Consider the following 15259-nt stretch of genomic DNA (forward strand, 5'->3'; position numbering starts at 1 on the left):
GAGGGTACGCCAATGGTTGATGTTAATAAATTCAAAAGTATGCAAATTGGTTTAGCTTCACCTGAGACCATTCGTAGTTGGTCATATGGAGAAGTTAAAAAGCCAGAAACGATTAACTATCGAACTTTAAAGCCTGAAAAGGATGGTTTGTTCGATGAAAGAATTTTTGGTCCAACTAAGGACTGGAAATGTGCCTGTGGAAAATACAAGGGTGTAAGATACAAGGGCATCGTTTGTGATCGCTGTGGTGTTGAAGTTACTCGTTCAAAGGTTAGACGTGAACGAATGGGGCACATCGAATTAGCAGCTCCTGTAACCCACATTTGGTATTTCAAGGGAATCCCTAGCCGAATGGGACTAGTTCTTGACATGAGTCCACGGGCTCTTGAAGAAATTATCTACTTTGCTTCATACGTTGTTACCGACCCAGGTAACACACCAATGGAGAAGAAGCAGTTGCTTTCAGAACAAGAATACCGTGACAAAAAGCGTGAGTACGGCAATCGTTTCCACGCTGAAATTGGTGCGGAAGCAATCAGAACCTTATTAAACGATGTTGACATCGATAAAGAAGTCAAAGAGTTAAAAGATACGCTTAAAAAAGCAACTGGTCAGAAGAGAACTCGTGCTGTACGTCGTCTAGACATTCTTGAGGCCTTTGCTACTTCTGGGAATCAATTGTCATGGATGGTCATGGATGCAATTCCAGTTATGCCACCTGACTTACGACCGATGGTTCAACTTGAAGGTGGCCGTTTTGCTACCTCTGATTTAAATGATTTATATCGTCGGGTTATTAACCGAAATAACCGTTTGAAGCGGTTGTTAGACCTCAACGCTCCTGGCATTATTGTTCAGAACGAAAAGAGAATGCTCCAAGAAGCTGTCGATGCTTTGATTGATAATGGTCGTCGTGGCCGTCCTGTTGCAGGACCCGGTAACCGTCCACTCAAATCTCTTTCACACTTATTAAAGGGTAAGCAAGGACGATTCAGACAGAACCTGTTAGGTAAGCGTGTTGATTATTCCGGTCGTTCAGTTATTGATGTTGGTCCTAACTTGAAACTAAGTCAGATGGGACTTCCAGTATCAATGGCATTGGAATTATTTAAACCATTCATCATGCATGCGCTAGTAAAACGTGGTCTAGCTTCTAACATTAAAAACGCTAAACGTCAGATTGAACGTCAAGACGACGCTGTCTTTGAAGTTCTCCCTGATGTCATTAAGGAACATCCGGTTCTTTTGAACCGTGCTCCTACCTTGCATCGACTTGGAATTCAGGCTTTCGAACCCGTTCTAGTTAGCGGAAAATCAATGCGTTTACACCCATTAGTTTGTGCTGCATACAACGCTGACTTTGATGGTGACCAGATGGCCATTCACGTTCCGTTATCTGATGAAGCTCAAGCCGAATCAAGATTATTGATGGCTGCTGCCGGACACATTTTGGCTCCAAAAGATGGTAAGCCAGTTGTCACTCCTTCACAGGATATGGTTATTGGTAACTACTATCTAACGTTTGAAGAAGCCGGAGCTGAAGGTGAAGGTATGATTTTCAACGACCCAGACGAAGTTGAATTAGCTTACCGTGATGGAAAGGTTCATTGGCATACCAGAATTGGTATCCCAGCTAGTGCCTTCCCAGACAAGCCATTTACTGATGATCAAAAAGATAAGATTTTAGTAACCACTGTTGGGAAAGTGATCTTCAATGGAATTCTTCCAAAGAAGTTTACCTACTTGAATGAACCAACTTCAACTAACTTGCACGGATACGTTCCTGACAAGTATTTCTTGAAGCCTGGCGAAGACATTCATGAACACTTAAAGAACGCTGAATTGGTTAAACCATTTAAGAAGGGCTTTTTAAGTGACATCATTGCCGAAGTTTACAGCCAATACCAAGTTACTGAAACCTCAGAACTTCTTGATCGGATTAAGGATTTGGGGAACGATAAATCAACTAAGTCTGGTTTGACGGTTGGTATTTCTGACATTACTGATTTAAAGGAAAAGCCAGAAATTGTTGCTAACGCTCATAAGAAAGTTGATACCATCACTAAACAATTCCGTCGTGGTTTAATTACTAACCAAGAACGTTATGAACGAGTTGTTAGTGTTTGGAATGATGCCAAAGACGAGATTCAAAACAAATTAATGAAAAACTTCGATCCCCAGAACCCAATCTTTATGATGAGTGACTCTGGTGCTCGTGGTAACATTTCTAACTTTACTCAGTTAGCTGGGATGCGTGGTTTGATGGCTTCACCAAATGGTGAAATCATGGAACTTCCAATTACCTCTAACTTTAAAGAGGGACTTTCAGTTTTGGAAATGTTCATTTCAACCCACGGTGCTCGTAAAGGGATGACTGATACGGCACTTAAGACTGCTAACTCTGGTTACTTGACTCGTCGACTTGTTGATGTTGCCCAAGATGTCATTGTTAGAGAAGAAGACTGTGGAACTGATCGTGGTCTTGTTGTTCGTGCCATTACCGAAGGAGACGAAATGATCGAACCATTGTACGACAGAATCCTTGGTCGTAACGCAATGAAGACCGTTAAGAACCCTAAGACTGGTAAAGTGATTGTTAAGAAGAATGAAATGATTGATGAAGACGTTGCTCAAGAAATTGTGGACGCTGGAATTGATTCAGTTGAGATTCGTTCTGCCTTCACATGTAACACTGCTCACGGTGTTTGTGAGAAGTGTTATGGTCGAAACCTTGCTACTGGTGATGAAGTTGAAGTTGGTGAAGCTGTTGGTACCATTGCTGCTCAATCAATTGGTGAACCAGGTACCCAGTTAACTCTTCGTACTTTCCATACCGGTGGTGTTGCAAGTAGTTCAGATATTACCCAAGGACTTCCTCGTGTTCAAGAAATTATGGAAGCACGTAATCCTAAAGGTAAAGCAATTATCAGTGAAGTTACCGGTACGGTTGAATTAATTGAAGAAGATCTTGCTGAAGGCATCAAAGAGGTTACCATTAAAGGTAAGTCTGATACCCGGAAGTACAAGGTTCCAATTAAAGCCCGCATGAAGGTTTCAGAAGGCGATCAGGTTCGTCGTGGTGATGCTTTGAATGAAGGTTCAATTGATCCAAAGGAATTGCTTAAAGTTCGAGATGTTTTGTCAACTGAGACTTACCTGTTAACTGCGGTTCAAGAAGTTTATAGAAGACAAGGTGTTGAAGTTAACGATAAGCACGCTGAGATCATGGTAAGACAGATGTTACGTAAGGTTCGTGTCATGGACCCAGGTGACACTGACATTCTCCCTGGTACTTTGATGGATATTGATGATTTCAAGGATCGTAATAAGGATGCTGTGATTAGTGGTAAAACACCTGCGACGGCTCGTCCCGTATTACTTGGAATTACCAAGGCTGCGCTTGAAACTAACAGTTTCTTGTCAGCTGCATCATTCCAGGAAACCACTCGTGTTCTTACTGATGCTGCAATTCGTGGTAAGGTTGATCCATTAGTTGGTTTGAAGGAAAATGTTATTATTGGTAAATTGTTACCTGCTGGAACTGGTGTTGGAAAGTATGAAAACATCGAACCAGAAGAAGACGGTAAGACTGATACCAAGGGTGTCACTTCTTTAAGTGATGTAGAAAAAGAAATGCAACAAAAAGATTCAAGTAAAAACTAGTTGTTAAGCAAAAAAGGAGCTCATCATATGATGAGCTCCTTTTTTGATACATATTAATCAATCTTTTTTAAAGCTGACCTCGTTATTATCAAGGGATGAAATACGAGCAAGCGATTCTAAGTGGATTCCATGTTCCTTAATCCACTTAGCGCCCGGTTGAAATGATTTTTCAATCACGATGCCCACTCCGACTAGGTTGGCTTGAGCAGCTTCAACGATCTTAATCATCCCTTTCGTGGCTTCGCCGTTTGCTAAGAAATCATCAATGATTAAGACGTTATCGTCAGGTGAGAGAAACTTTTTCTCAATAAAGATGCGATTAGTTTTTTGCTTAGTGTATGAGTATACATCAGCTGAGTAGGCCGCATCGTTTAGAGTTGATGGTTTTTTCTTTCGAGCAAAAACCACGGGAACGCCCAATACTAAGCCAGTCATAACGGCTGGGGCAATTCCAGATGATTCAACCGTGATTACCTTAGTAATGTTATCGTTTGAGAAGCGTTTGACAAATTCTTTGCCAACGGAGTACATCAAATTAGGATCAATTTGATGATTTAAAAACGAATTGACCTTTAGGATATTTCCAGGAAGAACCTGTCCCTTCTCTTTGATTGCTTTTTCTAATTCTTTCATAATAATCTCCCATTCAAAAAGACCCTAACATAGAAGTTTGGGGTCTTTTTCCTAATAGTTTGGAATTATGGTTCCAAGTAGAGACTGTCGACCCATTACGACTATATATTAGAACTTTACTTATTATATTAATCATAATTTAATTTTTAACTTTAAGCAAACCAAATTAATGTAATTAGAGTGGCAATGTATATGAATGGAATAAAAGCAACCGCACGTTTTTTAAATAAAATGGCGTAAATGATTGCTATGATTGATCCGGTTAAAACAACAAGATTGGTAAAAGTAATTCCGTATGCAATTAAAATGACCAAAAAGAGATCCAAATCTCCGTTACCAATGAAATGGAAGTAATGATTTATTATTACCAATATTAAATATCCAATAATATAAATTCCAGTCATCATTGTTGGGGGATTAGAAATTATAAGAGCTATTACTACTGCAATAAGTGAATATGCCGCAGGGAAATGGTAGGTTAACAAGTCAAAAGTTGCCATAACCTGCATGACTAAAAGTAGCGATAAATTTTCGATGTTATCCAAACAAACAGGTGGAAATAAAGTAAAAGCGGTGGCCCCGGTTACCTCAAAATACAGTAAATAAAGTGGTAATTGAGTTGAACATGTCCGACACCTTCCGAATTGAATCATGTAACTTACGATCGGGATGAGTTCGTACCACTTTAGAAACTTGCCACAGTTACTACATTTAGAATGACCGAAGACAAAGTTTTCGTGCGTAATGGTTCGATCAACCATAACGTTTATAAAAGATCCAACGATGCTACCAACAATAAACCAATAAATTATCATCAACAAAACCTCCACCAAAAAGTACGGAAATTAATTGAAGTCTTATTGACACGTCCTTTTCTACGTGGTATTCTACTTATTGTGCTTATAAACAACTAAGCGATTTTTTTAACTTCAAAAAAGAACCGCCTGGATGTGTGGACTTAAAAAATATATTATATTAGGAAAGGGAGGACTTTTTAGATGCCTACAATTAACCAATTGGTTCGTAAAGGTCGTAAATCTAGAACTTCTAAATCAAAATCCCCAGCTTTAGGCTTCGGATATAACAGTTACAAAAAGAAAAACACACAGAACCCTGCACCTCAGAAACGTGGAGTTGCAACTCGTGTTGGTACTATGACTCCTAAAAAGCCTAACTCAGCTTTACGTAAGTATGCTCGTGTTAGACTTTCTAACTTGATTGAAGTTACCGCATACATTCCCGGAATTGGACACAATTTGCAAGAGCATAGTGTTGTTTTAATTCGTGGTGGACGTGTTAAGGATTTGCCTGGTGTTAGATATCATGTTGTTCGTGGTGCATTAGATACCGCGGGTGTAAGTGATCGTCGTCAAGGTCGTTCTAAATACGGTACTAAGAAACCTAAGGAATAGACAATTAATTAAGTTATTATTGAGGAGGACTTTTACATGCCTAGAAAAGGAAAAGTGCAAAAGAGAGAAATCCTTCCTGATCCAATCTACAACTCAAAGTTGGTTTCTAAATTAATTAACCATTTGATGTTAGATGGTAAAAGAGGGACTGCATCAGAAATTTTATATGGTGCATTTGACATGATTAAAGAACAGACTGGTAACGATCCAGTTGATGTGTTTGAAGAAGCAATGAAGAATGTTATGCCAGTTCTTGAAGTTAAGGCCCGTCGTGTTGGTGGATCTAACTACCAAGTTCCAATCGAAGTTCGTCCTGATCGAAGAACTACTTTAGGCTTACGTTGGATTGTTAACTATGCAAGACTTCGTGGTGAACATACCATGACCGAGCGTCTTGCAAAAGAAATCATCGATGCTTCAAACAACACCGGTGCAGCAGTTAAGAAGCGTGAGGATACTCACAAAATGGCCGAAGCTAACCGTGCTTTTGCACATTATCGTTGGTAATCAGCTTTTAGTTTTTAACTGTAAGTGGGTGGCTAAAGTGATTTAGCCACTTTTTTAAAATAATGAAATTGTGAATGATTGAGAGGAGTTAAATAATGGCTAACAAGCGAGAATTTCCGTTAGACAAAACTCGTAATATTGGTATTGTTGCCCATATTGATGCCGGTAAAACTACTACTACTGAACGTATCTTGTATTATACCGGTCGTATCCACAAAATTGGTGAAACCCATGAAGGGGATTCACAAATGGACTGGATGGAAGAAGAAAAAGAACGTGGAATTACTATTACCTCAGCTGCTACCACTGCTGAATGGAAGGGTTACCGTGTTAACATCATTGATACCCCAGGACACGTTGATTTTACTGCCGAAGTTGAGCGTTCGTTACGTGTACTAGATGGTGGTATTGTTGTTTTGGATGGTCAAGCTGGTGTTGAACCACAGACTGAAACCGTATGGCGTCAGTCATCAGACTTTGCTGTTCCACGAATTGTATTCATTAACAAAATGGATAAAGTTGGTGCTGACTTCGATATGTCAGTTAAAAGTCTGCACGACCGTTTAGGTGCTAATGCTCAGGCCGTTCAAATGCCAATTGGTGCTGAAGCTGACTTTGCTGGTGTCATTGATTTAATCACCATGCAAGCATACGTCTATGATGAAGACAAGGAAGGTTCAGAGTGGGATGTTGATGAGATTCCTGCTGACATGCAAGAGGAAGCTCAGAAGCGTCATGATGCTTTGATTGAAGCCGTTGCAGACGTTGATGACGCTGTGATGGAAAAGTTCCTTGACGGTAAAGAGATTTCACAAGAAGACCTTAAAGCGGGTATTCGTCGAGCAACTTTGAATCTTGATTTTTACCCAGTATTTGCTGGTTCAGCCTTCAAGAACAAGGGTGTTCAAATGTTGATGGACGGAGTAGTTGACTACTTACCATCACCACTTGATGTTCGTCCATACACTGCTACTGACCCAGATGATGACGACAAACAAGTTGACATCCGTGCTAACGATAAGGAGCCATTTGCTTCATTAGCATTTAAGATTGCTACTGACCCATACGTTGGACGTTTAACTTATATCCGTGTCTATCGTGGTACCTTAAAGGCTGGTTCATACGTTTTGAATGCTACGAATGGTAAACGTGAACGTGTAGGTCGTCTACTACAAATGCACTCAAATAATCGTCAAGAAATTCCAGAAGTATTTTCAGGTGATATTGCAGCTGCCATTGGTTTGAAGAATACCACTACTGGTGATTCTTTAACTGATCCAGACCACCCATTACGTCTTGAATCAATGGAATTTCCAGAACCAGTTATTCAGGTTGCTGTTGAACCAAAGACTAAGGCTGATCAGGATAAGATGAATGATGCTTTGCAAAAGTTATCTGAAGAAGATCCAACTTTTAGAGCTGAAACTAATCCAGAAACTGGTCAAACTTTGATTGCTGGAATGGGTGAACTTCAGTTAAACATTTTGATTGAACGGATGAGACGTGAATTTAATGTTGAAGCTAACATTGGTGCTCCCCAAGTTGCCTATCGTGAAGCATTTACTAAGCCAGTTAAGGCTGAAGGTAAATTTATTCGTCAGTCTGGTGGTAAAGGTCAATATGGTGATGTTTGGATTGAATTTACACCAAATGACGAAGGAAAAGGATTCGAATTTGAAGACGCCATCGTTGGTGGAGTTGTTCCAAGAGAATTCATTCCTTCAGTTGAACAAGGCCTAAAAGAAGCCATGGAGAATGGTGTACTAGCTGGATACCCATTGATTGACTTGAAAGCTAAGTTATATGATGGTAGTTATCATGAAGTTGATTCAAGTGAAGCTGCCTTTAAGATTGCTGCTTCTATTGCTTTGAGAGAAGCTGCCAAGAAAGCTGATCCAGTTATTCTTGAACCAATCATGAAAGTTGATATTCGTGTTCCAGAAGAATACATGGGTGATGTCATGGGACAAGTTACCGCACGACGTGGAAACGTTGAAGGTATGGAAGCCCAAGACAAAGCACAAAACATTCATGCGATGGTTCCACTATCAGAGATGTTTGGATATGCAACTGACTTACGTTCCGCTTCTCAGGGACGTGGAACATTCGTGATGAGTTTTGATCATTACAGTGCTGTTCCTAAGAGCATCCAAGAAGACATCATTAAGAAAAATGGTGGAAACAACAAAGAAGAAAAGTAATTTTTTGTAAAAGTTCTAGAAATTGAAAAAGTTTCTGGAACTTTTTTTATACTTAATGTGATGAGAAGCCTTGAAAAATAAGATAATATCGGGTATGATAGTTAAGTACTCGGTTTTGGGGGATAGACTGTCCAAAATTTGTACAATATTTAGCTTTGATGTGGGAGGTTGCGACACACCCGGCCGCTTTGCCATGCGAGGATGTGCCGGTAATTTCCACGGAGCTAGTCTTATTTTGAAAATAGACGAAGGAGGGAAAAACATGGCAAAAGAGAAGATTCGTATTCGTTTGAAAGCTTATGAACACCGTATTTTAGATCAAGCTGCTGACAAGATTGTGGCAACCGCACAACGTACTGGTGCTACTATTTCTGGTCCAATTCCATTACCAACGGACAGAACTCTATATACCGTATTGGCATCACCATTTAAGTACAGTAAAGCTCAAGAACAATTTGAAATGTTAACTCACAAGCGTTTGATTGATATTTTGAATCCAACACCTAAAACTGTTGATTCATTAATGAAATTAGACTTGCCAAGCGGTGTTGACATCGAGATCAAACTATAATAATTACAGAATATCGGAGGTGTACTCATGGCTAAAAAAGGAATCTTAGGTAAAAAGGTCGGAATGACCCAAGTTTTTACTGATAACGGGGAACTCGTTCCAGTTACGGTTGTTGATGTAACTCCTAATGTTGTCTTACAGGTTAAGAACAGCAAGTCGGATGGTTACGATGCAATTCAACTTGGATTCGATGACAAACGTCCAGTATTAAGCAATAAACCTGAACAAGGTCATGTTAAAAAAGCAAAAACTACTCCTAAGCGCTTCATTCGTGAAATCAGAGATGTTGACTTGGGAGATTACAAAGTTGGAGACGAAGTCAAAGCTGACGTATTTAAACCAGGTGACGTCGTTGATGTAACGGGTACTACTAAAGGTCATGGTTACCAAGGTAACATCCACAAAAATGGACAACGTCGTGGTCCTGAAACCCACGGATCAAGATATCACCGTCGTCCCGGTTCATTAGGTGTCATCATTAACCGAGTTGTTAAAGGGATGAAATTACCAGGACGAATGGGTAACAACCGTGTTACCATTCAAGATCTTGAAATCGTTAATGCTGATGTTGATAACAACGTATTATTGATCAAAGGTAACGTTCCTGGTGCAAATAAATCATTAGTAACAGTTAAGACTTCTGTTATCGAATCAAGAAAATAAGAAAGGAGGAACCGTAGATGGCAAGCGTAACATTATACAAACAAGATGGTAGTAAACAAGGAACAGTTGATTTAAACGATGCTGTTTTTGCCGTTGAACCAAATGAAAACGTTGTTTACGATACTGTCGTAATGCAAAGAGCATCACAACGCCAAGGTACTAATGGTGTTAAATCTAGAGGTAAGGTGCGTGGTGGTGGTAAGAAACCATGGCGTCAAAAGGGTACTGGTCGTGCTCGTCAAGGTTCCATCCGTGCCCCACAATGGGTTGGCGGTGGAGTTGTCTTCGGACCAACTACTCGTTCATATGCATATCACCTTCCAAAGAAGGTTACTAGATTAGCTGTTAAATCAGTTCTTTCTGAAAAAGTTGCCAATGGTGATTTAGTGGTAGTAGATTCGTTAGACTACAAGGCTCCAAAAACTAAAGACTTATCAGATCTTTTGAAGAAACTTGATGCTGCAACTAAGACATTAGTAGTTTTGGAAGATAACAATGAAAACGCTGCACGTTCAGCAAGAAATATCAAGAATGTGCAAGTTATTAATGCCAAGGGTGTTAACACACTTGATGTATTAAACAGCAACAAGGTTGTTATTACAAAGGCTGCTCTTTCTCAAGTAGAGGAGGTGCTCGCATAATGGAAGCACGAGATATCATTTTACGTCCGGTAGTTACTGAAGCTTCAACCGATGTAATGGACGACAAAAAATATACTTTTGATGTTGATGTACGAGCAACTAAGACTCAAGTTAAAAATGCTGTTGAAGAGATTTTTAACGTTAAAGTTGTTAAAGTTAATATTATGAATGTAAAAGGTAAGAAAAAGCGACAAGGTCAATATGTTGGACGTACTAAGAAACGTCGTAAGGCTATTGTTACTTTGTCCAACGATTCTGACGAAATTAAAATTTTCTCAGAAGAATAATCTTTGAATAGGAGGGAAATAACGTGGCTCTAAAAAAGTACAAACCAACTACTAATGGCCGTCGTAATATGACTAGTATTGACTATAGTGAAATTACTACTAACGTGCCAGAAAAAAGTTTAGTTGAGTCAAATGCTCACAGCGGTGGTCGTAATAGTCAAGGTAAGATGACTGTTAGACATCGTGGTGGCGGAAACAAACATCGATACCGTCTTATCGATTTCAAACGTGATCATGATGGTGTTCCTGCAACCGTTAAAACCATCGAATATGATCCAAATAGAACTGCAAATATTGCTTTAATCGTTTATGAAGACGGAATTAAATCATACATCATTGCACCTAAAGGATTAAAAGTCGGAGACGTTGTTGAATCTGGTAAGGATGCTGATATTAAGGCTGGTAACACCCTTCAATTAGCTGATATTCCTGTTGGTTCAACCATCTTTAACATTGAATTGAAACCTGGCAAGGGTGGACAACTTGTTCGTTCTGCTGGAGCTTCAGCACAGTTACTTGGTAACGAAGGAAAGTATGCTTTAGTTAAATTACCATCTGGTGAAGTTAGAATGGTACTTTCAGTTTGCCGAGCTACTATTGGTAGTGTTGGTAATGATGAACATGGATTAGTTGTATGGGGTAAAGCTGGTAGAACTCGTTACCGTGGTCAAAGACCTCACGTACGTGGATCTGTTATGAACCCTAACGATCACCCACATGGTGGTGGTGAAGGTAAGGCTCCAGTTGGTTACCCAAGTCCATTGTCTCCATGGCATAAGAAGACAACTGGTAAGAAGACTAGATCAAAGAAAGCACGTTCAAACAAGTTTATTGTTAGACACCGTAAGGGTTCAAAGATGTAGTCTGAATTATTTATTTATTGAGTAATCGCAGAGGAGGTTTCATAATGAGTCGAAGTTTAAAAAAGGGACCTTTTGCCGATCAATCATTATTAAAAAAGATCGATGCACAAAAAGATCAAGATAAAAAATCGGTAATTAAAACATGGTCACGTCGTTCAACCATTTTCCCAAGTTTCATTGGATACACCATTGCTGTTTACAATGGTAGAAAACATGTCCCAGTTTACATTCAAGAAGACATGGTGGGCCACAAGCTCGGAGAATTCGTACCTACTCGTACTTTCCATGGACATGGAAATGGCGACGCAGATAAAAAGACAGTTTAAGCAAGGAGGATAACCAATGGCTGAACAACAAGTTACATCAGCAAAAGCTACTGCAAAGACTGTTCGTATCGCCGCTCGTAAGGTTCGCCTTGTTGTAGATCTTATTAGAGGTAAAAGCGTATCAGAAGCTACTGCAATTTTGAAATTCACCCCTAGAGGTGCTTCACCAGTTGTAGAAAAGGTTTTGATGTCAGCTGTAGCAAATGCAGAAAATAATTTTGATTTAGATCGCCAAGATCTAGTTGTTAGTGAAGCATACGTTAACGAAGGACCAACTTTAAAACGTTTCCGTCCCCGTGCTAAGGGTTCTGCTTCACCAATCAATAAAAGAACTAGTCACATTACAATTGTAGTGTCAGAAAAGTAGGAGGGATAAACGTGGGTCAAAAAATTAATCCAAATGGTTTACGAATTGGCGTTAACCGTGGTTGGCAAGCTAAATGGTATGCTAACGACGATAAATTCGCTTCATACTTAAACGAAGATTTAAAAATTCGTAACTATCTAGCAAAGAGACTCGCTGATGCTTCTGTATCAAGTGTTGACATTGAGCGTGCTGCAAAACGTGTCAATGTTTCTATCCATACTGCCAAGCCTGGAATGGTTATTGGTAAAGGTGGAGCAGAAGTTGAAAGTCTTCGTAAAGAATTAAACAAATTGACTGGACGTCGTGTTCATGTCAACATTGTTGAAGTTAAAAAACCTGATTTAGAAGCTGATCTTGTTGGTGAAAACGTTGCAAGTCAACTCGAAGGTCGAGTAGCATTCCGTCGTGCAATGCGTCAGGCAATGCAAAGAGTTATGCGTTCTGGAGCTAAAGGCGTTAAAGTTCAATCTTCAGGTCGTTTAAATGGTGCTGATATGACACGAATTGAAAGATACTCAGACGGAAGTGTTCCACTTCATACACTTAGAGCTGATATTGACTATTCATGGAATGAAGCAGATACTACTTACGGTAAAATCGGTGTTAAGACTTGGATCAACCGTGGTGAAGTTTTGCCCGATAAACCGGAGGAAAAAACTGAAAAAGGAGGGAAATAAGCATGCTAGTACCTAAACGTGTTAAGTTCAGAAGACAACACAGAGGTAAGTTGCGTGGTCATTCAAAGGGTGGAAACACTGTTACTTTTGGTGATTACGGTTTGCAAGCTCTTGATTCACATTGGATCAGTAACCGACAAATCGAAGCTTGCCGTGTTGCCATGACTCGTTATATGAAACGTGGTGGAAAAGTTTGGATCAAAATTTTCCCTCAAAAATCATATACTGAAAAAGGTATCGGTGTTCGAATGGGTAAAGGTAAAGGTACCCCAGCAGGTTGGGTTTCAACCGTCAAGCGCGGAAAGGTTCTTTTCGAAGTTGGTGGTGTTTCCAAAGAAACTGCTGAAGAAGCTTTACGTTTAGCTTCAATGAAGTTACCTGTTAGAACCCGAGTTATTAAACGTGAGGAAGTAGGTGGCGAATCAAATGAAGGCTAAAGAAATTAATGAATTAACCACTGATGAAATGCGGGCTAAGGAACAAGATTACAAGAAAGAATTGTTTAATCTTCGTTTTCAATTAGCCACTGGTCAATTGGAAAATACTGCTAGATTGAAGACTGTCAGAAAGACAATCGCTAGAATCAAGACAGCACTTAGACAACAAGAACTGAAGAAATAGAATACGATAGAAAGGAAGGTTAATACTTTATGAGCGAAGAACGTAACGAACGTAAAAGTTACAGAGGTCGTGTGGTTTCAGATAAAATGGACAAAACCATTACTGTTGTCGTTGAAACTTACAAGACTCATCCAACTTACGGGAAACGTATTAAATATTCTAAGAAATATAAAGTTCAAGATGAAAATAACGAAGCAAAAGTTAACGATATTGTTGACATCATGGAAACTCGTCCATTGTCTAAGACTAAGCGCTTCCGTCTAGTAGACGTTGTTGAAAAGGCAGTTATTATCTAGCTTTTTTATCTATCGTATTCTGATTTTAAGTTGAAGGGAGGACACTAACCATGATCCAACAAGAGAGTCGTTTAAAGGTTGCTGATAACTCTGGTGCACGTGAACTTTTGACTATCAAAGTTTTAGGTGGTTCAAGAGTTAGATATGCAGGTATCGGTGATGTGATTGTTGCTACTGTTAAACAAGCAACACCAGGTGGCGTTGTCAAAAAGGGAGACGTCGTTAAAGCCGTGGTAGTTAGAACTAAGTCTGCTGCACATAGAACTGACGGTTCATATATTCGTTTCGACGAAAATGCCGCTGTTTTGATTAACGATGATAAGAGTCCTAAAGGTACCCGTATTTTCGGTCCGGTAGCTCGTGAATTACGTAGTAATAATTTTATGAAGATCGTTTCATTAGCGCCTGAAGTACTTTAATACTATTGGAAAACAAGGAGGTGCCAGGATTATGTTCTTGAAAACTGGTGACAAAGTTCGTGTTATTAGTGGTAAAGACAAGGGTAAAGACGGCAAAGTCGTTAAAACCATTGCTGCTAAGAACCGTGTAGTTGTTGAAGGAATCAACAAGATCAAGAAACATCAAAAAGCTTCACAAGACAATCCCCAAGGTGGAATTGCTGACGTTGATGCTCCAATTGATGCTTCAAATGTAATGTTAATCGACCCATCTACCAATGAGCCTACAAAAGTAAGCTTCGTGGTTAAAGATGGTAAAAAAGTTCGTATTTCAAAAAAATCACAAAAACCAATCGACTAGGATTGGAATTGAAAGGAGGAAATTAATCGCATGGCAGCTCGCTTAGAAGAAAGATACAAAGAAGATATTCTCCCAACGCTCGTTAAGAAATTTGATTATTCATCAGTTATGGAAGCCCCAAAACTTGACAAGATCGTTTTAAACATGGGTGTTGGTGATGCTGTAACAAATTCTAAAAACCTTGATGAGGCGGTTCATGAATTAAGTTTAATTTCTGGACAAAAGCCTATCGTAACTAAGGCTAAAAAATCAATTGCCGGTTTCCGTCTTAGAGAAGGAATGCCAATTGGTGCCAAAGTTACATTAAGAGGAGAAAGAATGTATGACTTCTTGGATAAGTTAGTTAATGTTTCATTGCCACGTGTTCGAGATTTCCACGGTGTAAGCAACAAATCATTTGATGGTCGTGGAAATTACACGTTGGGTATCAAAGAACAACTAATTTTTCCAGAAATTAATTACGATGATGTTAACCGTGTTAGAGGTTTAGATATCGTACTTGTAACAACCGCTAATACGGATGAAGAATCACATGAATTGTTAGCTCAATTCGGAATGCCATTCGCTAAATAGGAGGTTTAATATTGGCTAAAAAATCATTAATTAAAAAAAGTGAACGTCCAGCTAAGTTCTCAACACAGAACTACACTCGTTGTGAACGTTGTGGTCGACCTCGTGCGGTTTACCAAAAGTTTCACTTATGCCGAATTTGTTTAAGACAACTTGCCCATAAGGGTCAAATTCCTGGCATGAAAAAAGCTAGTTGGTAAAA

21 protein-coding genes, 1 pseudogene and 1 riboswitch are annotated in these 15259 nt (G+C 39.4%); of the genes and pseudogenes, 19 read left to right on the top strand and 3 right to left on the bottom strand.

Annotated features, from left to right (window positions below; genetic code table 11):
- The first annotated feature begins 12 nt into the window (after positions 1 to 12).
- The gene (rpoC, locus tag AC6UDD_RS01625) at positions 13 to 3663 is read left to right on the top strand and encodes a DNA-directed RNA polymerase subunit beta' (protein WP_500717939.1); all 3651 of its coding nucleotides are present in this window, start codon (positions 13 to 15) and stop codon (positions 3661 to 3663) included.
- Between the two features lie 57 nt (positions 3664 to 3720).
- Here rpoC and AC6UDD_RS01630 read toward each other — a convergent pair whose 3' ends face one another.
- From AC6UDD_RS01630 to AC6UDD_RS01640, 3 genes and pseudogenes are all read right to left on the bottom strand, one after another.
- Complete coding sequence (locus tag AC6UDD_RS01630; RefSeq protein WP_500717942.1) at positions 3721 to 4296, bottom strand: xanthine phosphoribosyltransferase; 576 nt, start codon at positions 4294 to 4296, stop codon at positions 3721 to 3723.
- Between the two features lie 35 nt (positions 4297 to 4331).
- Positions 4332 to 4427: riboswitch (purine riboswitch) on the bottom strand.
- 21 nt (positions 4428 to 4448) lie between these two features.
- The gene (locus AC6UDD_RS01635) at positions 4449 to 4796 is read right to left on the bottom strand and encodes a hypothetical protein (RefSeq protein WP_500718120.1); all 348 of its coding nucleotides are present in this window, start codon (positions 4794 to 4796) and stop codon (positions 4449 to 4451) included.
- Positions 4797 to 4868: 72 nt separating this feature from the next.
- Positions 4869 to 5111, bottom strand: a pseudogene (locus tag AC6UDD_RS01640) (prepilin peptidase); the annotation flags it as partial.
- 183 nt (positions 5112 to 5294) lie between these two features.
- Between AC6UDD_RS01640 and rpsL the strand changes: the two are divergent.
- The 18 genes from rpsL to AC6UDD_RS01730 all read left to right on the top strand — a co-directional run bounded on the left by rpsL (position 5295) and on the right by AC6UDD_RS01730 (position 15257).
- Positions 5295 to 5708 (top strand): 30S ribosomal protein S12, encoded by a 414-nt coding sequence (rpsL, locus tag AC6UDD_RS01645; RefSeq protein ID WP_010022704.1) that lies wholly within the window; start codon positions 5295 to 5297, stop codon positions 5706 to 5708.
- 36 nt (positions 5709 to 5744) lie between these two features.
- Complete coding sequence (gene rpsG, locus AC6UDD_RS01650) at positions 5745 to 6215, top strand: 30S ribosomal protein S7 (protein WP_500693541.1); 471 nt, start codon at positions 5745 to 5747, stop codon at positions 6213 to 6215.
- 95 nt (positions 6216 to 6310) lie between these two features.
- Positions 6311 to 8416, top strand: coding sequence for an elongation factor G (gene fusA, locus AC6UDD_RS01655; RefSeq protein WP_500717944.1), 2106 nt, complete (start codon positions 6311 to 6313; stop codon positions 8414 to 8416).
- Between the two features lie 262 nt (positions 8417 to 8678).
- Positions 8679 to 8987, top strand: coding sequence for a 30S ribosomal protein S10 (gene rpsJ, locus AC6UDD_RS01660; RefSeq protein WP_500693543.1), 309 nt, complete (start codon positions 8679 to 8681; stop codon positions 8985 to 8987).
- Positions 8988 to 9014: 27 nt separating this feature from the next.
- A complete protein-coding gene (gene rplC / locus AC6UDD_RS01665) occupies positions 9015 to 9650 on the top strand; it encodes a 50S ribosomal protein L3 (protein ID WP_500696532.1) in 636 nt (211 codons plus the stop codon).
- Positions 9651 to 9667: 17 nt separating this feature from the next.
- Positions 9668 to 10291, top strand: coding sequence for a 50S ribosomal protein L4 (gene rplD, locus AC6UDD_RS01670; protein ID WP_500717946.1), 624 nt, complete (start codon positions 9668 to 9670; stop codon positions 10289 to 10291).
- Positions 10291 to 10578, top strand: a complete 288-nt coding sequence (rplW, locus tag AC6UDD_RS01675; protein ID WP_500693546.1) for a 50S ribosomal protein L23 — start codon at positions 10291 to 10293, stop codon at positions 10576 to 10578. The genes rplD and rplW overlap by 1 nt, the downstream gene beginning before the upstream one ends.
- A 23-nt stretch (positions 10579 to 10601) precedes the next feature.
- Complete coding sequence (gene rplB, locus AC6UDD_RS01680) at positions 10602 to 11441, top strand: 50S ribosomal protein L2 (protein WP_500693547.1); 840 nt, start codon at positions 10602 to 10604, stop codon at positions 11439 to 11441.
- A gap of 44 nt (positions 11442 to 11485) precedes the next feature.
- Positions 11486 to 11767, top strand: a complete 282-nt coding sequence (gene rpsS / locus AC6UDD_RS01685; protein WP_010022714.1) for a 30S ribosomal protein S19 — start codon at positions 11486 to 11488, stop codon at positions 11765 to 11767.
- Positions 11768 to 11783: 16 nt separating this feature from the next.
- A complete protein-coding gene (gene rplV, locus AC6UDD_RS01690) occupies positions 11784 to 12134 on the top strand; it encodes a 50S ribosomal protein L22 (protein WP_010022715.1) in 351 nt (116 codons plus the stop codon).
- Positions 12135 to 12145: 11 nt separating this feature from the next.
- Positions 12146 to 12811, top strand: coding sequence for a 30S ribosomal protein S3 (gene rpsC, locus AC6UDD_RS01695; RefSeq protein ID WP_500693548.1), 666 nt, complete (start codon positions 12146 to 12148; stop codon positions 12809 to 12811).
- Positions 12812 to 12813: 2 nt separating this feature from the next.
- Positions 12814 to 13248, top strand: coding sequence for a 50S ribosomal protein L16 (gene rplP, locus AC6UDD_RS01700; protein ID WP_500693549.1), 435 nt, complete (start codon positions 12814 to 12816; stop codon positions 13246 to 13248).
- A complete protein-coding gene (gene rpmC, locus AC6UDD_RS01705) occupies positions 13238 to 13432 on the top strand; it encodes a 50S ribosomal protein L29 (RefSeq protein ID WP_010022719.1) in 195 nt (64 codons plus the stop codon). Before rplP ends, rpmC begins: the two co-directional genes overlap by 11 nt.
- A 29-nt stretch (positions 13433 to 13461) precedes the next feature.
- The gene (gene rpsQ, locus AC6UDD_RS01710; protein ID WP_039144781.1) at positions 13462 to 13728 is read left to right on the top strand and encodes a 30S ribosomal protein S17; all 267 of its coding nucleotides are present in this window, start codon (positions 13462 to 13464) and stop codon (positions 13726 to 13728) included.
- Between the two features lie 50 nt (positions 13729 to 13778).
- Complete coding sequence (rplN, locus tag AC6UDD_RS01715) at positions 13779 to 14147, top strand: 50S ribosomal protein L14 (RefSeq protein ID WP_039144780.1); 369 nt, start codon at positions 13779 to 13781, stop codon at positions 14145 to 14147.
- 31 nt (positions 14148 to 14178) lie between these two features.
- The gene (rplX, locus tag AC6UDD_RS01720; protein ID WP_500693550.1) at positions 14179 to 14487 is read left to right on the top strand and encodes a 50S ribosomal protein L24; all 309 of its coding nucleotides are present in this window, start codon (positions 14179 to 14181) and stop codon (positions 14485 to 14487) included.
- Positions 14488 to 14517: 30 nt separating this feature from the next.
- Positions 14518 to 15060: a 50S ribosomal protein L5 gene (gene rplE, locus AC6UDD_RS01725; protein ID WP_500693551.1), complete on the top strand. Its 543-nt coding sequence runs from the start codon at positions 14518 to 14520 to the stop codon at positions 15058 to 15060.
- Between the two features lie 11 nt (positions 15061 to 15071).
- Positions 15072 to 15257 carry a type Z 30S ribosomal protein S14 gene (locus tag AC6UDD_RS01730; RefSeq protein ID WP_010022727.1) on the top strand — a complete coding sequence of 62 codons (186 nt, stop codon included), beginning with the start codon at positions 15072 to 15074 and terminating at the stop codon, positions 15255 to 15257.
- Positions 15258 to 15259: the final 2 nt, after the last annotated feature.

This window comes from Fructilactobacillus sp. X2R1C3, from assembly GCF_059901425.1.